This is a genomic window from Allokutzneria sp. A3M-2-11 16, from assembly GCF_024213555.1.
Lineage (GTDB): Bacteria > Actinomycetota > Actinomycetes > Mycobacteriales > Pseudonocardiaceae > Allokutzneria.
In genome coordinates this window covers 420,782-439,113 of record NZ_JANAVO010000004.1, presented here as the reverse complement: position 1 = coordinate 439,113, position 18,332 = coordinate 420,782, and the positions used below count along the sequence as shown (strand labels likewise).

The window sequence follows — 18,332 nt, the reverse complement described above, 5'->3', positions numbered from 1 at the left end:
CTTCGTGAACCGCGACGACGAGCGCGCCTGGTTCCGGACCCACGCGCGAGCACCGCGCGAGACAGCACCGCTGCTCATGCTGTTGTCCGGGCCGCCGGGCTCCGGCAAGACGGCGCTGCTCCTGGAGTACGGCAACGAGGCCGACGTGGACGCCGTGCTCTACGTGGACCTCGACGACTACCGCCACGAAGAGACCGTCGACTACGAGGACGTTCTCGGTGACCTCATCGTCCAGCTCGGCGTCGGGCGGGAGTGGGTGAAGGTCGGCTTCCGGCGCGCAAAGAGCAGTACTGGCGGCACAGCGCGAGTCAGCGCGTGTTGTTGTTGCTGGACAACGTGAAGCTGCAAGACGACATCTCCGCGCTCATCCCGGCGTCGGCCGCGAGCGCGGTGGTCGTGGCGAGCCACTGGCAGCTCGACCACGTTCTCACCCTTGGTGCGGAGAACCGGTCCCTCGCCGAACTGAGCCCCGAGCACGCCATGCAGCTGCTGACCCGGTTCTGCTCGCAGGACCGCCTGGACCGGGAACCCGACGCGGTCGCCGAGCTGATCGCGAAGTGCGGCCGCCTCCCGTTGCCGCTGCGCACCATGGGCGCCCGGCTCCGCAAGTACCCGACGCGGGAGATCGCCCGCCTGGTGCGCGCGCTCGACGGAGGGAAGCTCGTCGTGGATCTCTTCGAGGTGCCGTACGACCAGCTCAGCCCGCGGGCTCAGCTCCTGTACGGACTGCTTCCGCTCTACCCGGGCCCCGCGTGGACCGAGGACGTCGCCGAGGCTCTGCTCGGTGCTCCGCCCGCCGACGCCCTCGACGAGCTGGTCGAGGCGAACCTGATCATCGAGGACCACGCGGGCCGCTTCCGTTTCCTGGGCCCCGTCCGCGAACACGCCATCGGCAAGCGGCCCAGTGGGGAGGACCGCGACGACGCCGAGCTGCGCCTCGCGAAGAAGCTCGCGCGGCAGGCCCAGCTCGCCGACCTCGCGATCAAGAAGGACCGGTTCCGCCTGTTTTCTGTGGCAGGGGAGAACCCCTTCGGCAGTGCGGCGAAGGCGTTGGACTGGCAGGAGGCGGAGCGGACCGCGCTGGTCGGCGTCGCGGCCATCGCGTTGCGGCAGGGCTGGTTCGAGCTGGTGGTGTCGATCGCGGAAGCGATGTTCGCCCTGCACATGAACCGGCCGCACCGGCTGATCTGGCAGGAGCTGGACGATCTCGGCCTCCGGGCGGCGAAGCTGTGGGGCAACAGGGAAGCAGAGGCAAGGATGCTCAGTCAGCGTGCTCGTTTCGACCTGGATCACGGTGATTCCGACGCCGCCCTGGCCGGTGTGGAGGCGGCGCGGGAGCTGGCTTCGGCCAACAGGCGCCTGCAGGGTTCCGTCTGGGAGTTGACCGGCCGGGTTCTCTTCCACCGCGGCCAGTTCACGGAGTCCAAGCACGCCTACGAGCGCTTCCTGGAGTTGGTCAAGGACATCAGCCCCGCTCCGCAGGCCCTCGCCAAGCACTACCTCGGCCGCATAGCCGCCCATGACGGCCGCACCGATGACGCGCTGCGCCTGCTCAACGAGGCGCTTCCGCTGGCCCGCCAGGGCGAGGGTGACGCGAGGACCGAGGCCCGCATCATGGAGACTCTGTCCGAAGTGGACAGTGACGCGCACCCGTGGCTCGTCAGGGCCGCCGAGATCTACCGCGCTCGCGGTATGCCGAAGTACGAGGCCGGGGTCCTGGTGCGCCTGATCGCCGTCGCGGAATCCCGTGGTGACACCGCGATGGTCCGCCTCCACCTGGAGCGCCTGCTGGAGGTGTACGAGGCGTCCCGGCACCCCGACGTCGCCTCACTCCGCACCCGCCTGACCGACTCCTAGCGCCCCGTCCCGCATCTCTCCACCTCACCCTCATCCCGCGCTGAGGCCGCCAAGATCTTCCGTTTCGTACTCTTGCCGGGATTTGGGAGCGCTCTCTTGCCCGCTATGAGTACGAAACGGGGTTCTCTAGGTTGCGGCCGCCTCACGTTGGGTGTGGAGGCGGTCGGGGCGCATAGGCACAGTTTACGTGGTGTGCGGGGTGCTTGATGACTTAGAGGAAATGGGCGGCCGAAACTACGTGTCGGAAAATCCGAGATCGGTCAGCGAAGCGCCTGTCCCCCATTCGAAGTCCGCTGAGAAACCATCACCCACCACGGCCGAGATCCGGTCCACGTCCCCACGTTCCGCCGCGGGCAACGGCGCACCCACCGACCGCCGAGCGGCATCCGCGGCCCCCAACAACGTCGCCGCCCGCGAAAGCTCGCCGACGAGCGCGTGCGCCCCCGCCAATCCCTCCAAAGCCAACGCGATCGCACGCGGATCACCGGTGCGCCGCGCCAACGCGAGCCCCTCCTCGTGCAGCCGACGCGCCGAAGGAGCATTGCCGCGTTGCTCTTCGATGAAGCCGAGTTCGGCCAGCGAGAGGGCGCCCGCCTCCAGGTAGCCGACGCCGCGGTGCCAGGCGAGGACGCGCCGCAGGTGCTCCTCCGCCTCGTCGAACTTGCCCTCGCGGCGCGCGCCGAGGGCGAGGCCGGTCACCGCGTACATCTCGGCGGGCGGGAAGCTCTGTTCCGCGCCGAGGCGCCGCGCGCGTTCGTGGAGGTCCCGAGCCCGGTCGAAGTCCTTGGTGAGCAACGCGATCCGGCCGAGCCAGGACAGTTGGTAGGACACCTCGGGCCACAGGTCCAGCTCCTCGGCCATGCGGAGGCCGTCGCGGTGCAGGGCGGCGGCGCGCTCGTAGTCACCGGTGACCTCGGCGAGGGTGCCGAGGGTGAACGACGCTTGGAGTTGGCCCCAGCGGTCACCGAGTTCGGCGAACAGCCGCGCGCTGCGGTTGGCGAGTTCCTTCGCTTCGGCGAACGCGCCCTTGTGCATCTGCTGGCTGACGTGGTCGCTGGTCGCGGCGGCGACGCCCCACTGGTCGCCCGCCTCCTCGAACCGCTTGAGCGCCAACAGGGTCAGCCGCTCGCCGGTGTGCATATCGCCCACCGTGGACATGCAGTAGCCGAGGAACCACAGCGCGCGCGGGTCGTCGAGCTCCTCCACCGCGTCGAGCACGTCGAGGTCCGGGCGCTGCCCTTCCAAAACGGCGATCCCGGTCAGCCAGGCGCGCGTCGTGGGCGATCCGCCTGCCAGACGCAGCGACCTGCTCGCCTCGGCGAGCCTGCCGCGGAGGAACCAGTACCACGTCAGCGCGGTGACCAGGCGCTGCGCGAGAGCGTAGTCCCCTTGCCGCACAGCGGTTTCCAGGGCCGCGCGCAGATTGGGGGTCTCGGCGTCGAGCCGTTCGAGCCACAGCCGCTGGTCGTGTCCGTGCAGCAGCGGCGCGGCGCGCTCGGCGAGATCGACGTAGAAGTGGGCGTGGCGCAGGCGCAGCTCCTCGAACTCGCCCGCCTCGTGAACGCGCTCCAGGCTGTAGGCGGCGACGGATTCGAGCAGGCGGTAGCGCGGCTCGGCGCCGCCGCGGACCTGGGAGACCACCAGGGACCGGTCCACCAGGCAGGACACCAGCTCCAGCACGTCGGCCCCGTCGCCGGACACCGCCTCGGCCGCCTCCAGCGAGCAGCTCTCGGCGTGGATCGCCAGCCGCCGCAGCAGGACCCGCTCCGGCTCGCTCAGCAGCTCCCAGCTCCAGTCGATCATCGCGCGGAGCGTGCGCTGACGGGCGGGCGCGTCCCTCGGACCCCCGGCCAGCAGCCGGAACCGGTCACCGAGGCGGTTGAGCAGCTGGTGCACCCCGAGCACCCGGACCTTGGTCGCGGCCAGCTCCAGCGCGAGCGGGATGCCGTCCAGCCTGCGGCAGATCTCGGCCACCACCGGCGCCGTGTCCTCGTCGACGGTGATGCCCGCTCGAGTCTCGAACAGCCGGATCGCGCTGAACCCGCGCGCGGTGGCGAGGTCGCTGGAACGGCCCGGCACCTCCAGCGGCGGCACCGGCCACAGCACCTCCCCGGCCAGGCCCAGCGGCTCCTGGCTGGTGGCGAGGACGCGCACGCCGGGAGCCCGGCGCAGCACCCGCGCCACGACCTCGGCGATCTGCTCCACCAGCTGCTCGCAGTTATCGGCGACGAGCAGGATCTCCTTGTGCCGCAACGCCTCCGCCAGTCGGTCGGCCAGGTCGAGGCGCGGACCCGGCGTCGGCTCCTCGCGGATGCCGAGCGTCGCGGCGATCGCCGCGACGACCCACTCGTCCGGCGGGCACGCGGCCTGGCGGTCCACGCCCGCGAACTCCAGCAGCCACGCGCCGTCGGTGAAGGAGTCGCCGAGCACGCGCGCGACCTCCACCGCGAGCCGGGTCTTGCCGACACCGCCCGGCCCGATCAGCGTCACCAGCCGCGATTCGCCGAGCCGGGACCGCACCGCGCGCACTGCCTCCGCCCGGCCGATCAGCTCCCCGACCGCCGCGGGCAGGTTGGTCTTCGGTGGGGCGACGTCCAGCGCCGGAGCCTGTTCCAGGACTGCCTGGTGCAGCGCCGTCAGCTCCGGACCGGGGTCGAGCCCGAGCTCGTCGGCGAGCCGGTCGCGCAGCTCGGTGTAGCTGGCCAGCGCCTCGCTCTGCCTGCCCGCGCGGTAGAGCGCGCGGATGTGCAGTGACCGCAAGCGTTCCCGGAGCGGGTGCCGCGCGAGCAGTTCGCCGAGTTCGCTGATGACCGCGCCGTGCTCGCCGAGGGCCAGCCGCGCGTCGGCCCAGTCCTCCCGCGCCGACAGCCGTTCCTCCTCCAGGCGCTGGACCAGGGGCGCGGCAAAGGCTTCGTCGGCGAAGTCGGCCAGTGCCGGACCGCGCCAGAGCGCGAGCGCCGAGCCGAACAACTCGGCCCGCTCGCGCGGGTCCTGAGCGGTCCGCGCCCGCGTGGCCAGCGAACGGAACTCCTCGACGTCGACGGACTCCGCGTTGATCCGGTAACCCGGAGCCTCGCGCAGGACGACGTCCCTGCCGAGTGTCCTGCGCAGCTGGGAAACCTTGGTCTGCAACGTGTTCAGCGGATTGCCGGGCTGCTTCCCGCCCCACAGGTCCTCGGCAAGGCGATCCGCCGAGACCACCCGGCCCTCGTGGGCGAGCAGCGCCGCCAGCAGCGCGCGCACCTTCGGCTCGGGCACCCGCACGGGGTGTCCGTCGGAGGTCCACACGGCCAACGGCCCCAGCAGTCCGAATCGCACGTCACGAAACTAGCCCGAGCCACCGACAGCGACTCGTGCGAGAACCGTGCGCGGCGCCGGGCAGAGTCGTTCTCGACCCCGAAAACACACTCTGAACGGGCAGGACAACATGAGCAAGATCGGCGTGACCCTGATCGGACTCGGTCCGATGGGCCAGGCGATGGTCCGCAAGCTGCTCGCCGGCGACCACGCCGTGACCGTGTGGAACCGCACCGCGAGCCGGGCCGACGCGCTCGTCTCCGAGGGCGCGGTCCGCGCCGCCGACGTCGGCGCGGCGCTCGCGGCGAACAACGTGGTCATCCTGAGCCTCACCGACTACCAGGCCATGTACGACATCCTCGGCACCGCGACGGACGCGCTCGCGGGCAAGGTCGTGGTCAACCTCAGCTCCGACACGCCCGGCAAGACCCGCGAGGCCGCCGCCTGGCTGGCCGGTCACGGCGCCGAGCTGCTGACCGGCGGCGTGATGGTCCCGGCGGACCTGGTCGGCGAGGAGGGCGCGTACGTCTTCTACAGCGGTTCCCGCACGACCTTCGACCAGTACGCGCCGATGCTGAGCGTCATCGGGCGGCCGGACTACGTCGGCGAGGACATCACGCTGGCGCAGCTGTACTACCAGGCGCAGCTGGACATCTTCCTGACCTCGCTGTCGGCCTACCTGCACGCGACCGCGTTGCTCAACTCCGCGGGCGTGTCCGCGGAGAGCTTCCGGCACTACGCCGCGGACAACTTCGCCGGGATCAGCATGTACCTGGAGGGGGCCGCCAAGCAGATCGATGAGGGCAACCACCCCGGCGACCTGGCCAGCGTGGTCATGATGGGCGCTACGGCCGACCACATCGTCGGCGCCAGCGAGGAGGCCGGGATCGAGACCGGCCTGCCGCGCGCGGTCAAGGCGCACTACGACCGCGCGATCGAGTCCGGCCACGGCGCGGACAGCTGGACCAGCCTGATCGAGCGGATCAAGAAGCCCTAGTCCACTGTGGACGGTCAGCTGCGGTCGTGGTTCGCCGTGGCCAGCCGCAGCAGCGCGACCAGCGCCCCCGGCCCGGCCACCAGCAGTGCCATGTTCAGCAGGCCGCGGTCGTTGTCGTCGTCGCGTTGCCGCATCCCGGCCTCGGTGAACTCGAAGAAGGTGTAGGCGATCGCGGTCACCGAGACCCCGAGCACCAGCAGCAGGAGCGTTCGGCGGACCTGGGGATTGGGCACGGGGGCCAGTGCGATGAGCACCCAGAGCAACGTGAACAGGAACAGGCCGGACATACGCGCCTCCCTCGTACGCCACCGCTGTCTCCAAGATGACACAACGGGAGAGGCGCGTCAGGGGGTCTCATCCATTCGTCAGATCCACTTCGACATGACCTGAACCGTCCACTGTGTACTGAGCCTGCCCCGCGGTCAGTTCGGCCAGCCACTCGCCGAACTCCGCGAGGGCGGTTTCCTCGACGCTGATCCGGAACCGCACCTCGGCCCCGTAGTCCGCTTCGGCGAGCCGGAACCGCGAGTTCCGCAGCTCGTTCTCCAGCTTTCCCGCCCGCAGGTAGTCCACCACCGTGGAGACCAGCAGGACCGGTCGCCGCTCGACCACGCCGAGCAGGTCGACCGCCTCGGCGACCACGCCGCCGTAAGCCCTGATCAGCCCGCCCGCGCCCAGCTTGACCCCGCCGTAGTGGCGGCTGACCACCGCGACGACTCCGGTCAGCTCGCGCCTGCGCAGGACCTCCAGCATCGGCACGCCCGCCGTCCCGGCAGGCTCTCCGTCGTCGCTGGACCGCTGCGCGTCGTCGAGGACGTAGGCGGAGCAGTGGTGACCGGCGTTGACGTGCGCCTTGCGGCGGGAGCGGATGAACTCGCGCGCCTCGTCCTCGTGCTCGACCCTGGCCAGTGCGCAGACGAACCGCGATTTCTTGATCTCCAGCTCGTGCTCGCCGGACTTCTTCAGAGTGCGCATCGGAACTCGACGCTACCTGTCTGGATGAGCAAGCCCCGCTTCAGCTCCTCCACCACCCGGCCGCTCGACAGCCAGGCGTGCACGGCGGACGCCACCAGCTCCGCCGGACCGCCCGAGACCGCCAGCCGCCGCCCGTCGCGCAGCCACACCACGCACGAGCGCGGACCGGTGATCACTCCCACGGTGCGGCAGACCGGGAGCTCGGCCAGCCAGCGCTCGGCGTCGGCGCCGTCCGGGAGCAGCAGCACCCCGGCCGCCTGGAGCCGCCGCGGGTCCGCGTCCGGGGTCGCGGCGATGTGCCGCTGAGGCAGCTCGGAGACGGGATCGTGGAGGGGAAAGCGTTCCAGCTCAACGATGTTGCCGTTCGAGCACCTGGACGCGACGAAGTACGACTGGGCTTGCGGCGCGTCGACGAAGGGCCGGGGGAGCGCGGGCAGTTCCGCCGCACCTCTCGGCTCCAGCTCCATCAGCCGGTACATGACCTCGCGCAGCCTTCCCGCTGCCTCACCGCTCTGATCGAACGTGCGAATTCCTTCCCAGGCAACGAGATCGTCGAGTTGCGCGCGCAGCGGCCGATCGTCGAGGCGCGGTGCTCGCGCGCCCAGTTCGGCCATGGGCGTGCCCGCCGCGATCTCCTCGTCGGCGAACGTGCCCAGCAGCACCGGAACGCCCATCGCGGTCGCGTAGAGCGCCAGCGAACCGTGGTCACCGATCACGGCGTCGGCGGCGATCACGGCTGCCTGCCAAGCTTCGTGCGGCGGCAGGAAAGCGGCGCTCGGCAGCCAGTGCCCGAGCTGCCGCGCGCCGTGGAAGTCCCAGACATTGGGGTGCAGCGCGATGATCACCAGGTACTCGTCGGCGGGCAGCTCCCTGGCGAGCCGGTCCGGCAGGTCCGGTCGCACGGCCAGCAGCGCGTTCCCGCCCCAGGTCGAGCTGACCAGGACGATCTTCCGCCCGGCGGCGCCGAGGTCGTCCCGGTAGCGCCGCCTCGCCCAGCCGCTCGCGCGCATCCGGTCGTGGCACGGATCGCCGACGACCACCGCGCGGTCCAGCGCCTCGGAACACGTCCGTGCCAGTGTGGCGAGCTGGTCGGTGTGGGTGAGGGCGATCGCGCTGGGCGTGAGTTTTCCGTTGTGCACCAACTGTTCCCGCGCCAAGCCGGAGAGCGCGCCGGAGGGCAGCAGCTTGTTGTGCCCAGCTCCGTGCGGGATGAGCAGCAGCGGGGCTCGCAGCCGGTGCAGGTCGCCGTTCGCGCTCGCCGAGATCGCGAGGTCGTAGGTCGTTTCGGTGGCCTGCTCCCACGGCACGACCTTGGCCCGGTTCAGCAGCGCGGCGACGCCGTCCGCGAAGTCCGAGCCCGGCGCGATCGTGAAGAACACCTGCACACGGCGGTCGCTTTCGAGCAGCGGCAGGATGTCCAGCAGCCGCGCGGTTGACGTGACCGTGCGGCCCACCGCCAGCACTGTCTTGGCGTAGCGGAACGTGGCCCGCGACCGTGTCCCAGTCACCTGCGTCCCGGTCACCTGCGCCTCAGCCACCGGCGCCCCGCGACCGCGACCGCGTCAGCCTCCGGCCTCCGGCCTCCGGCCTCCGGCCTCCGGCCTCCGGCCTCCGGCCTCCGGCCTCCGGCCCGATTCTCAGCAGCAGCGCGCAAAGCAACCCCCGTCACCCACCCGCCAGGGTGAATCCGCACATCGTAATGCCGGGACCGCGACCGCCGCCGAGGTTGGGGCGTCTTCAAGACCACCACACCCCCGTCAGCACTGTCGCAAACGATGACGAACCCCGGGGCGGGCGCCGAGGTTGGGGGCGGTTAAAGACCGCTGGGAGGGGGGTTGGGGGTACTTGAAGACGCCCCAACCTCCCGGGCTGGCGGAGTGCGGACGGCGGCGGAGTGCGAGGTCAGGCGGAGGGTGGGGTCAGGCGGAGTGCGGGGGTTAGGTGGAGTGCAGGGCTAGGGTGCCCTTGCCGCGTCGTTTGGCGGTGTACATGGCGGAGTCGGCGCGGGCCAGCAGCTCCTCAGCGGTCAGGGTCGCGTCGTCGGGGCTGAGCTCGGCGAGGCCGATGCTGGCGCGCACCACGTGTTCGCGCCCGTCCACCTGGTACGGCCGCTGCATGCCTTCCAGGACCGCGGTGCCGACCTGTTCGGCGGTCTTGCCGTTCTGGTGCAACAGGATGCCGAACTCGTCACCGCCGAGCCGCGCCACCAGGTCGGTGCTGGGCAGCAGTGCGCGCAGCCGCGCGGAGATCACCCGCAGCAGCGCGTCGCCGGTCGCGTGCCCGTACTGGTCGTTGACCTTCTTGAAGTCGTCGAAGTCGATGAACAGCACCAGCAGCGGCGGCCCGGTCGCCGTGTTGTTCTCCACCGCGCGGCGCAGCGTCTCCTGGAACAGCGCCCGGTTGGCCAGGCCGGTCAGCGAGTCGTGGTACGCCTGGTACTCCAGCTCGCGCTGGCTGGCCCGCAGGCGGCCGAGCAGCCACAGGTTGTCGGCGATCGCGATCAGCTGCCTGCCGACGACGGCGGCGATGAGGCAGGACCCGAGGTAGATCTCCAGCGGCTCGATCTGGGTGCCGTCGGTGGCGCGGAAAGCCAGGAACAGGGCGGCGATCGGCAGCGGCACGTACGGGACGGCCAGGCGCAGCCAGTGGTCGGATCGCCTGCGTTTGCGCGAGGAGGGCCGGCCGGGCGGCGCGACCGCGGTCAGCAGGAACAGCGCGTTGCCCGTCATGTAACCGATGTCGATGACCGGCGGGATGTGCCTGATACCGCTCAGCACCAGGCTCGTGGTGATCGTCGCGGAGACCGCGTGCGCGAGGAAACCGAGCACCAGCAGGCCGAGCGCGGGTTGCCGCGACAGGCCGCGCGCTCCGGAGACCAGCACCGCGATCACCGCGACGAGCACGTAGGAGATGGGGTGCATCAGCTGGAGCACCAGGTTCCCGCCCGCCATCGAGGAGGCGGAGCGGTTGGTCAGCTTCAGCATCAGCCCGGCGTGGCCGACCAGGAGCACCGAGCTGGCGACGATCACCACGTCCAGCAGCAGCACCGCGCGCGCCCGCCTCGGCCGCGTCGCCTGTTGCTGCTGCTCCTCGCCCGCGACCCCCAGGTCGATCAGGCTGATCACCGTGATCAGGGCGAACACCGGAACCATGAAGTAGGCGATGTTGCCGAGGGTGCTCGCGGGCAGTGGCAGGCCGCTGATCAGCTTGGTCCAGATCCACACGCCGAGGCCGAGCCCCATGCAGCAGGCCGTCGCCGTCATCCACAGCCGCCAGTCGCGGTCCGCCCCGCTCCGGCGGCGCGCGCCGACCAGCAGGGTCACCACGGTGACCACGCTGAAGAGGACCTGGAGCGTCTTGTCGGCCAGCACCGAGCCCGGGTTGCCGAGTGCCTCGGTGGTGACCATGACCGACGCGGCCACCAGAACCAGGGACACCACGACGGCCACCGCGCGGAACAACCGCCACTGCGCCCCACGAGCTGCTGACATTGCCGTTGACCTGCCAATACGCCGGGTTCAGCACACCCTATGACGACCGGATGGCGGTGTCGACGGCTGACACCTGGACGAACGGTAAGAATTTTCGATGTGTCAGGAACCGAAGCGCGGCACGGGGAGTCAGTTCCCGGTCACCTCCCCTGAACGAGAAGAGAGACCCATGGTGCGGTTCGGTTTCGCGCTCATCCTGCTCGGCTTCGGCTCGATGGCGTTGTCCCAGTACAGCGACCGGCAGTTCGTCATCCTCATGTGGGCCGAGCCCATGCAGCCCGCGCTCGGCATCGGCGTCGGCGCGCTCGGCATCGTCCTGCTGGTGCTCGGCCTGGTGCAGAAGGGCCGCAAGCCCGCCGCGCCCGCCCAGCCGTCCATCCAGGACTACTCGCCGCGGCAGCAGCCCTGACGCGTCCATCCTGGCTCCATCACGGATCCATCGGCCTTGGGCACCCTCCGGCTCATCTCAAGCCTGGAGGTTGCCATGATCACCGAGTCCACCCTGCGCACGTTGCTCGACGGTGACGCCGCTCCGTGCGCGATGCCGGACGTGCTGCTGCTGCGCGAGTACTTGCACCGGGGCCTGCCCTACGGCGATCCGATCTGTCTCAGCTTCGGAGAGACCTGGGACCGCGTGCCACCAGCGCTCGCGGCGCGCCTCGCGGAGACGCCGGTCAACGCACACGGTTACCAGCTCTCGCTCTACGGCTTGCCGAGGCTGCGCAGCGCTTTAAGAGAGCACCTCGCGACCGGTCACGGGCTCGCCGGAGGGGACTGGGAGGTCGCGGTCTCCTGGACCGGCACCCGGCACTCGATGTTCGACTTCGGCCGCCTGGTGAAGGAAAGAACGGGTTCGAGCACACCGGTGGTGCTCGCCGCCGGACCGAGCTGGGACTACTCCGGGGTGTTCGGCCCGCTCGGCTTCGCCGTGCGCTACCTCCCGCTGCGCCCGGAGCACGGATTCCAGCCGCAGCAAGAGGATCTGGCTGAGGCTGTGGCCAAGGTGCTTGCCACACCAGGGGAACACCTGGCCATGGTCGTGATCAACGCACAGCACAACCCCACCGCGGTGAACTGGTCCGAGGGGTTCGTCACCGCGATGGTGGACGCGGCAGTCGAACACGACGCCGCGATCCTCGTCGACGACGCGTACTTCGGGGTCTGTGACGCGGGCGTCACCGCCACCTCCGCGCTGCGCGTGGTGGTCGAGCGCGCGCCGCGGGTGCCGTGGCTCGCCGTGCGCTCGATGGGCAAGCAGTTCGGGTGCAATGGCTGGGGCATCGGGTCGATGGTGGCCGCGCCCGACGTGCTCAGCGAGCTGGTCAACCGGTACCGGCTGCACCACGGGCTGATGCACGCGGGACCGGCGCAGCACGCCATGGCGGACTGGCTGGAGTCGGCGGAGAGCGCGGATTTCCTTACCGCGCAAAGCTTTGAGGTCGCCGACATCCGCGAGGCCGCCGTGCAGGCGTGCGTGGAGCAGCTCGGCCACCCCAGGAGCGCCGTGCACGCGGGGGAGTGCACGCCGTACGTGCTGATCGAGGTGCCGCCCGCCTACGAGCCCGAGCAGTACCGCGCCGAGTGCTTCGAGCGGACGGGGGTTCTCGTGGCACCCGTGTGGCCGTGGCCGTACCCCGGGCCCGAGTCCGGCGCGACGCCGCTGCCCTACCTGCGCCTCTACATCGCGGCTGGGGAGAAGGACGTCGTCGAGGCCACCCGCCGCATGGCCGACGCGGGCCTCACCTATCGCTAGCCCCACACAACGTCGCAGTTGGACCGTCTTCAAGTACCCCGAACCCCGCTAACGATCACCGAAAACCGCCCCCAACCCCCTCGCGAGCGCCGCGGGGTTGGGGGCGGTTAAAGACCGCTGGGACGGGGGTCGGGGGTACTTGAAGACGCCCGAACCCCTGGCGGAGGAGGAGGGGCAGCGGAGGAGGGGGGTCAGTCGCCGTCGTTTCCTGTGGGACCGCCGCCCTGCGCCTGCAACGCCTTGCGCAGGGCGGTGGGCACCGGGCCGACCCGCGCGCTCAGCTCGGCGAGGCGCTTGCGGTAGGTCCGGCGGTCCGCGCGGCTCACCACCGTGCGCAGGTTCGCCGCGGCGGCGAGGCTCACCACGGCGGCGTCGCGGAGATCGACCTCCGGCACCGGCCACGCGCCGCGCAGCGCCTCGGAGGCCAGGCTCGCGATGTGCGTCGCCTCGCCCGGATCGAGCAACGTGATCTTGGTGGTGGGGAAGACGCCGAGCACCCGGCGGCGCGCGAGGCGGATGTGCCCCGAGGCGACGAGGGCCTCCCGCACCGCCACCACCGTGGTCTTCGGGCGGTAGCCGATCCAGTACCGCCACGACCGCGCCCTCGCGGAGCCGACCAGCGCCAGCACCTGGTCCAGCACCGGATCGCCGCTCGCCGTCGCGGCCACCGCGCGCGCCTTCCCCGAGGCGTCGGCCAGCCTGCCGCTGAGGTGCAGCTCCGTCAGCGCTGCCGCGCGCAGCAGCGGAGCCAGCGCGGCGCCCCCGGTGAGCCGGCCGCGGTCCTGGTCGAACGCGAGCAGGAACAGGCGGGCTGGAAGGGAGTCAGACGGGTGCACACCCTCGATGGTGACACCGGATCGGCGAGTATCCCGGCCTGCTCAGCGTGTTCCCAGCAAACTCTCAGCCTGGATCGGGATGCTGGCGCGGTGAACATCGATGAGCCGCGCTCGGCCAAGGTGCTCGTGGTCGACGACGAGCCGAACATCCTGGAACTGCTCTCGGCGACGCTGCGGCTCAGCGGGTTCGAGGTCGGCGTCGCCGACACCGGCGCGGCGGCGGTGAGCGCGGCCAGGGAGTTCCAGCCGGACATCGTGGTGCTCGACGTCATGCTGCCCGACCTGGACGGGTTCACCGTCGCCCGGCAGCTGCGGTCGGCGCAGGAGCGGCTGCCCGTGCTGTTCCTGACTGCGCGCGACGCCGTGCAGGACCGCATCGCCGGGCTGACCGCGGGCGGCGACGACTACGTGACCAAGCCGTTCAGCCTGGAGGAGGTCGTACTCCGGCTGCGCGCGATCCTGCGCCGCACCCGCCCGCCCGGTGCGGAGGCCGTCGACGACGGCGTGCTCAGCTACGCCGACCTGGAGCTGGACGAGGAGGGGCACGAGGTGCGCAGGGCGGGCGAGCCGGTGCCGCTGTCGCCGACCGAGTTCAACCTGCTGCGCTACCTGCTGATCAACGCGGAGAAGGTGGTCAGCAAGGAGCAGATCCTGGACCGGGTGTGGGACTACAACTTCGACGGCAGCAGCCGCATCGTGGAGTCCTACATCAGCTACCTGCGCCGCAAGATCGACCGGCGGGAGCCCTCGCTGATCCACACCATCCGCGGCGTCGGCTACACCCTGCGCACGCCACGGGGCCGGGGCCGCTCGTGAAGCACCGGCCCTGGACGCTGCGGACGCGGCTGGTGGCGACGCTGGTCGCGTTGTGCGCCACCGGGTTGACGGTGGTCGGGGCGCTGAGCCTGGTGTGGCTGGACCTGTCCCTGGTCTCCCGCATCGACGCCCAGCTGCAGACCACCTCCGGGCGGATGCGCGACGGGCAGGGGCCGCCGCTGGGCAAGTTCAACCGGGGTGACCAGCAGCTGCCGACCGACCTGCGGCTGGTGGCCTTCAGCCGCAGCGGGGTGGAGACCTACCGCGGCGGCTCCTCGCTGGAGTCGCCCAGCATGCCGAGGCTGCGCTACGACGTCCTCAAGACGCGCGTGGGTACGACCTTCACCGTGCCCGACAGCGACGGCGGCAGCGACTGGCGGGTCCGGGTGGTCATCGGCGACTTCGGCAGGGTGGTCGCGGTGGCGATGTGGCTGAGGTCCCGGGACGAGACGGTCGCGGAGCTGATGAGCGTCGAGGTGGTCGTCGGCCTGGTGATCCTGGTCGGCCTCGCGGTGCTGTCCACCTACCTGGTGCGGATCGGCCTGCGCCCGCTGACCAGGATCGAGGGCACGGCGGAGGCGATCGCGGCCGGGCAGATCGACCGCAGGGTGCCCGATGCCGACCCGCGCACCGAGACGGGCAGGCTCGGCCAGTCCCTCAACGTGATGCTCGGCCGCATCTCCTCGGCGCTGCGCGAGCGCGAGCACTCCGAGCAGCGCCTGCGGCAGTTCGTCGCCGACGCCTCGCACGAGCTGCGCACGCCGCTGACGTCGATCCGCGGCTTCGCCGAGCTCTACCGCAGGGGCGGGGCGCCGGAGAAGTCCGATGTGGACAGACTGATGGCGCGGATCGAGGACGAGTCGCAGCGGATGGGCGGCCTGGTCGAGGACCTGCTGCTGCTGGCCCGCCTCGACGAGCAGCGCGCGCTGGACCTCACCGAGGTCGACCTGCTCGTCCCCGTCAACGACGTGGTGCACGACGCCCGCGTGCGCGACCAGGACCGCTCCATCACCCTCTCCGTGCCGGACGGCCCGGTCCGGGTGATCGCCGACGAGGCCCGGCTGCGCCAGGTGGTGACGAACCTGGTGATCAACGCGATCGCGCACACCCCGCCCGGCAGCCCGGTCCGGGTCACCGTGCGCTACCGGCCGGTCGAGGAGCCCGCCCGCACCGTGGCCTGGTCCGGGAGCGACCTGCCAGTGGCCGCGGCGTACGCGCTGGTGGAGGTCGCCGACAACGGCGCGGGCATCGACGCCGAGCACGCGCAGCGGGTGTTCGACCGCTTCTACCGCGCCGACGCCGCCCGCACCCGGGCGCGCGGCGGCTCCGGCCTGGGCCTGGCGATCAGCGCGGCGATCGTCTCCGCGCACAACGGCCGCATCGAACTGGACACCGAACCCGGACGCGGCACCACCACCCGCATCGTCCTGCCCCCGGCCTGAGCGTCCGGATAGCGTGATGAACATGTCCAGAACCGGAGAAGCAGACAAGGTCAACGATCAGAGCGTGCAGGTCGTGCCGCCGGACGCCGAGCTCACCACGCAGCAGGCGGCCGACCAGCTCAACGTCTCCCGTCCGTACCTGATCGGCCTGCTCGAGCGGGGTGCGATCCCGTTCCGGCTCGTCGGCAGGCACCGGCGGATCCGCTTCGACGACCTCGTGGACTACCAGCGCCGTGACGATCTTCGCCGCAAGGACGCGATCGACGAGCTGACGCGTCTCGATCAGGAACTGGGAGCGGACTGACACGTGTCCTTCACGGTCACGGGAACGCGCAGTCGCACAGCGCCATCAGGACTCGTCGCGGCGTGAGAACCGACTTCGACGGCTCGGCCAGCTTCGCTGGTGCCGGGCGCCCCGAACGGTCGGTCAGCTTCATCTCCAGGGCCAGCGTCACCGGGGCTCGACCGGAGTTCCAGTAGGCCACGGTGCGGCTCTGCCGGTCCTTCAGGTGGATGCTCGTCGAGCGCGCGCGACACCACTTCGGTGTGGCCGAAGCCCAGGTATACGACCCTTGCCTTGAGATCAGCCGCGGCCCAGCGCATCCTGGCGATGATCCCGTCGATCGCGCCGCTGCCGGTGCCGTCGAGGACCTTGCCGATGGCCAGCCCGGCGTCCGGCGCAGCGTGGGAGACGGCGGCGGCGATGCGAGTGCCGTGGTCGGTGGTGCCGCCCGTGCCGGTGAAGTCCCTGCGCACGGTGATCTTCCCCGCGAGGGTGGCGTCAGCACCGGAATCGAGCACGGCGACCGTGACGCCGAAGCCGGTCGGGTCGCCCCCGGCCGCCGAGCCACCGGCGCACCCACGGCAGGGACGGCCCGGACGCGCGCGTTGAGCCACAGCTTCACCCCGCTGGAGAACTTCGTGCCCTTGGGCGCGCTCACGGAGGTGAGGCTCAGCTCGCGGAACACGCGCCGGACGACCGCGGCCTCCGGGAGCGCGCCGCCGTGCTTGACCAACAGCGGCAGCGAGTCAGTGCTGGCGCGGGCGGTTCGACGGCGAAACTCGCCACTGCCAAGGCGACAGTGGCGAGCAGCCGTCCGTATTGGTACATGCGCACGCCATAACGGTTACCGCACGGCGCCTGCGGTGAGCCCGGAGCGGATGCGGCGCTGGAACACCAGATACACCACCAGAACCGGCAGCATCGCGATAGTCAGCCCGGCGAACAGACCGCTGAAGTCACCGCGGTAGCCCTGGCTCACCGACAGCGCCGCCAGGCCCTGCGCGAGTACGTAGTTCGCCGGATCCGGGTTGAGCACGAGCGGCAGCAGGTACTGGTTCCACAGGCCGAGGAAGTTGAAGATCCCCACGCTGATCAACCCCGGTCTGGCCATCGGCAGCATGACGCGGAAGAAGATCCCCGAGTGCGAGCAGCCGTCCAGCGCCGCCGACTCCGCGACCTCGTTGGGCAGGGTGCGGAAGAACCCGGTCAGGAAGAACACCGTGAACGGCAGCGCGTAGGCGGTGTAGACCAGGATCAGCCCGGGATAGCTGCCGAGCAGGCCCAGCTGCTTGACGACGAAGAACAGCGGCACCAGGGCCAGGAACATCGGGAAGAGCATGCCGCTGACGAACAGGTAGTACAGGAACCTGTTGCCGGGGAAGGAGTACCGGGCCAGCGCGTAGGCGACGAGCGAGCCGAGCAGCATGGTCAGCACCAGCGCCCCGCCGACCACGACCAGGCTGTTCAGGAAGTACTTGCCGATCGAGGCCTGCTCCCACGCCCGCGCCCAGTTCTCCAGGTGCGGGCGGTCGGGCAGGGACCACGGGCTGGTCAGGATCTGCTGGTCGGTCTTGAGCGAGCTGAGCACCGCCCACACCAACGGGAACGCGACCATCACCGCCCACGCCGCCATGAACAGGTGGATCGCGCCGTCTCCGAGTCGCCTCATGCCATCTCCACCTTCGTGCGGCGACCCGAGCGCATCGCGATCACCGCGAGCGTCAGGGTCAGGAAGAACAGGGCGACGCCCATCGCCGACGCGTAACCGAACTGCCCGAACGAGAAGGCGTTGCGGTACAGGCCGAGACCGATCACCTCGGTCGCGCCGTCCGGTCCTCCGGGGCCGACCGACAGGATCTGCACCAGCGCGAAACCGTCCAGCGCCGCGATGCCCAGGTACACGAAGGCCGCGTTCACGTTGTCCCGCACCAGGGGCAGCGTGATGGAGCGGAAGGTGGCGAGACGGCCCGCCCCGTCCAGCCGGGCCGCCTCGAACAGCTCGCGCGGGATCGAGTCCATGGCCGCGCTGAACAGCACGACGTAGAACCCGACCGCCGACCACACCATCACCGCCATGACGGCCCACAGCGCCACCGAGCCGTCGGCGAGCCAGGTGCGGGCCAGCCCGTCCAGCCCCACGGCACTCAGGAAACCGTTGAGCAGACCGTTGTTCGGGCTGTACACGAACTGCCAGAGCACCGCGATGATCGGCACCGACAGCAGCTGCGGGAAGAAGTAGACGATCTTGTAGACCTTCCCGCCCGCGACGCCCTGGACCTCCGCCCGCCCGCGCCGACCGCCGAGGTTGAGCATGGAGGCCAGGAACAGCGCGATGGCGATCGTCGCCAGCGGGACGACGATCAGCATCAGCGCGTTGTTGCCCAGCGCGGACAGGAACAGCGGGTCCTCGCCGAGCCGGGCGAAGTTGTCCAGCCCGACGAAGTTCGCCTGCCCCGCCACCCCCGTCCAGTCCGTCAGGGACAGGTAGAACGCCTGCGCGTACGGCGAGAGCACGAAGATCACGTGCAGCGCCAGCGCGGGCAGGATCGCCATCGCCAGGAAGCGGTATTTGCCGTGCTTCATGC

The 18,332-nt window shown here is 70.7% G+C and carries 17 protein-coding genes; 8 read left to right on the top strand and 9 right to left on the bottom strand.

The genetic code is table 11. The features are described from left to right. Positions 1 to 4: 4 nt before the first annotated feature. Positions 5 to 340, top strand: a complete 336-nt coding sequence (locus NLX83_RS25950) for an ATP-binding protein (RefSeq protein ID WP_254237773.1) — start codon at positions 5 to 7, stop codon at positions 338 to 340. Beyond that, entirely contained in the window at positions 316 to 1,857 is a 1,542-nt protein-coding gene (locus NLX83_RS25945; RefSeq protein WP_254237772.1) for a hypothetical protein, read from the top strand. Before NLX83_RS25950 ends, NLX83_RS25945 begins: the two co-directional genes overlap by 25 nt. A gap of 234 nt (positions 1,858 to 2,091) precedes the next feature. Here the strand turns inward: NLX83_RS25945 and NLX83_RS25940 are convergent, their stop codons facing one another. Next, complete coding sequence (locus NLX83_RS25940; protein WP_254237771.1) at positions 2,092 to 5,175, bottom strand: BTAD domain-containing putative transcriptional regulator; 3,084 nt, start codon at positions 5,173 to 5,175, stop codon at positions 2,092 to 2,094. A gap of 109 nt (positions 5,176 to 5,284) precedes the next feature. Here NLX83_RS25940 and NLX83_RS25935 point away from each other — a divergent pair, with 109 nt between their 5' ends. Beyond that, positions 5,285 to 6,151: an NAD(P)-dependent oxidoreductase gene (locus NLX83_RS25935; RefSeq protein ID WP_254237770.1), complete on the top strand. Its 867-nt coding sequence runs from the start codon at positions 5,285 to 5,287 to the stop codon at positions 6,149 to 6,151. Positions 6,152 to 6,165: 14 nt separating this feature from the next. Here NLX83_RS25935 and NLX83_RS25930 read toward each other — a convergent pair whose 3' ends face one another. From NLX83_RS25930 to NLX83_RS25915, 4 genes are all read right to left on the bottom strand, one after another. Continuing rightward, positions 6,166 to 6,438 (bottom strand): hypothetical protein, encoded by a 273-nt coding sequence (locus NLX83_RS25930; RefSeq protein WP_254237769.1) that lies wholly within the window; start codon positions 6,436 to 6,438, stop codon positions 6,166 to 6,168. 67 nt (positions 6,439 to 6,505) lie between these two features. Further along, positions 6,506 to 7,126: a YigZ family protein gene (locus tag NLX83_RS25925; protein WP_254237768.1), complete on the bottom strand. Its 621-nt coding sequence runs from the start codon at positions 7,124 to 7,126 to the stop codon at positions 6,506 to 6,508. Continuing rightward, the gene (locus NLX83_RS25920) at positions 7,114 to 8,634 is read right to left on the bottom strand and encodes a hypothetical protein (RefSeq protein WP_254237767.1); all 1,521 of its coding nucleotides are present in this window, start codon (positions 8,632 to 8,634) and stop codon (positions 7,114 to 7,116) included. The genes NLX83_RS25925 and NLX83_RS25920 overlap by 13 nt, the downstream gene beginning before the upstream one ends. Positions 8,635 to 9,063: 429 nt before the next feature. Next, on the bottom strand, positions 9,064 to 10,617 hold the full coding sequence (locus tag NLX83_RS25915; RefSeq protein ID WP_254237766.1) for a GGDEF domain-containing protein: 1,554 nt from the start codon (positions 10,615 to 10,617) through the stop codon (positions 9,064 to 9,066). Between the two features lie 169 nt (positions 10,618 to 10,786). On the opposite strand from NLX83_RS25915, the gene NLX83_RS25910 reads away from it, so the two are divergent. Further along, entirely contained in the window at positions 10,787 to 11,026 is a 240-nt protein-coding gene (locus NLX83_RS25910) for a hypothetical protein (RefSeq protein ID WP_254237765.1), read from the top strand. A 75-nt stretch (positions 11,027 to 11,101) separates the two neighbouring features. Next, the gene (locus NLX83_RS25905; RefSeq protein WP_254237764.1) at positions 11,102 to 12,370 is read left to right on the top strand and encodes a pyridoxal phosphate-dependent aminotransferase; all 1,269 of its coding nucleotides are present in this window, start codon (positions 11,102 to 11,104) and stop codon (positions 12,368 to 12,370) included. A gap of 191 nt (positions 12,371 to 12,561) precedes the next feature. Here the strand turns inward: NLX83_RS25905 and NLX83_RS25900 are convergent, their stop codons facing one another. Continuing rightward, positions 12,562 to 13,206 carry a GOLPH3/VPS74 family protein gene (locus tag NLX83_RS25900; protein WP_254237763.1) on the bottom strand — a complete coding sequence of 215 codons (645 nt, stop codon included), beginning with the start codon at positions 13,204 to 13,206 and terminating at the stop codon, positions 12,562 to 12,564. Positions 13,207 to 13,296: 90 nt separating this feature from the next. Between NLX83_RS25900 and NLX83_RS25895 the strand changes: the two genes are divergently transcribed. From NLX83_RS25895 to NLX83_RS25885, 3 genes are read left to right on the top strand one after another with little or no spacing between them, the layout of a single operon-like run. Further along, positions 13,297 to 14,022, top strand: a complete 726-nt coding sequence (locus NLX83_RS25895; protein ID WP_254237762.1) for a response regulator transcription factor — start codon at positions 13,297 to 13,299, stop codon at positions 14,020 to 14,022. Continuing rightward, positions 14,019 to 15,464, top strand: a complete 1,446-nt coding sequence (locus NLX83_RS25890) for a sensor histidine kinase (protein ID WP_254237761.1) — start codon at positions 14,019 to 14,021, stop codon at positions 15,462 to 15,464. Before NLX83_RS25895 ends, NLX83_RS25890 begins: the two co-directional genes overlap by 4 nt. A 22-nt stretch (positions 15,465 to 15,486) precedes the next feature. Beyond that, positions 15,487 to 15,768 (top strand): excisionase family DNA-binding protein, encoded by a 282-nt coding sequence (locus NLX83_RS25885; RefSeq protein WP_254237760.1) that lies wholly within the window; start codon positions 15,487 to 15,489, stop codon positions 15,766 to 15,768. On the opposite strand, the gene NLX83_RS25880 is transcribed toward NLX83_RS25885, so the two are convergent. The 3 genes from NLX83_RS25880 to NLX83_RS25870 form a co-directional block, all read right to left on the bottom strand. Next, positions 15,747 to 16,361 (bottom strand): hypothetical protein, encoded by a 615-nt coding sequence (locus NLX83_RS25880; RefSeq protein ID WP_254237759.1) that lies wholly within the window; start codon positions 16,359 to 16,361, stop codon positions 15,747 to 15,749. The genes NLX83_RS25885 and NLX83_RS25880 overlap by 22 nt on opposite strands. 230 nt (positions 16,362 to 16,591) lie before the next feature. Then, positions 16,592 to 17,416 (bottom strand): carbohydrate ABC transporter permease, encoded by an 825-nt coding sequence (locus NLX83_RS25875; RefSeq protein ID WP_254237758.1) that lies wholly within the window; start codon positions 17,414 to 17,416, stop codon positions 16,592 to 16,594. Next, positions 17,413 to 18,330 carry a carbohydrate ABC transporter permease gene (locus tag NLX83_RS25870; RefSeq protein ID WP_254237757.1) on the bottom strand — a complete coding sequence of 306 codons (918 nt, stop codon included), beginning with the start codon at positions 18,328 to 18,330 and terminating at the stop codon, positions 17,413 to 17,415. Before NLX83_RS25870 ends, NLX83_RS25875 begins: the two co-directional genes overlap by 4 nt. Positions 18,331 to 18,332: the final 2 nt, after the last annotated feature.

Bases quoted from the DNA above. Each gene is read 5' to 3' on its own strand.
- NLX83_RS25930 (WP_254237769.1), bottom strand. From the start codon at position 6,438: ATGTCCGGCCTGTTCCTGTTCACGTTGCTCTGGGTGCTCATCGCACTG.
- NLX83_RS25885 (WP_254237760.1), top strand. From the start codon at position 15,487: ATGTCCAGAACCGGAGAAGCAGACAAGGTCAACGATCAGAGCGTGCAG.
- NLX83_RS25870 (WP_254237757.1), bottom strand. From the start codon at position 18,330: ATGAAGCACGGCAAATACCGCTTCCTGGCGATGGCGATCCTGCCCGCG.
- NLX83_RS25935 (WP_254237770.1), top strand. From the start codon at position 5,285: ATGAGCAAGATCGGCGTGACCCTGATCGGACTCGGTCCGATGGGCCAG.
- NLX83_RS25910 (WP_254237765.1), top strand. From the start codon at position 10,787: ATGGTGCGGTTCGGTTTCGCGCTCATCCTGCTCGGCTTCGGCTCGATG.
- NLX83_RS25875 (WP_254237758.1), bottom strand. From the start codon at position 17,416: ATGAGGCGACTCGGAGACGGCGCGATCCACCTGTTCATGGCGGCGTGG.
- NLX83_RS25915 (WP_254237766.1), bottom strand. From the start codon at position 10,617: ATGTCAGCAGCTCGTGGGGCGCAGTGGCGGTTGTTCCGCGCGGTGGCC.
- NLX83_RS25925 (WP_254237768.1), bottom strand. From the start codon at position 7,126: ATGCGCACTCTGAAGAAGTCCGGCGAGCACGAGCTGGAGATCAAGAAA.
- NLX83_RS25905 (WP_254237764.1), top strand. From the start codon at position 11,102: ATGATCACCGAGTCCACCCTGCGCACGTTGCTCGACGGTGACGCCGCT.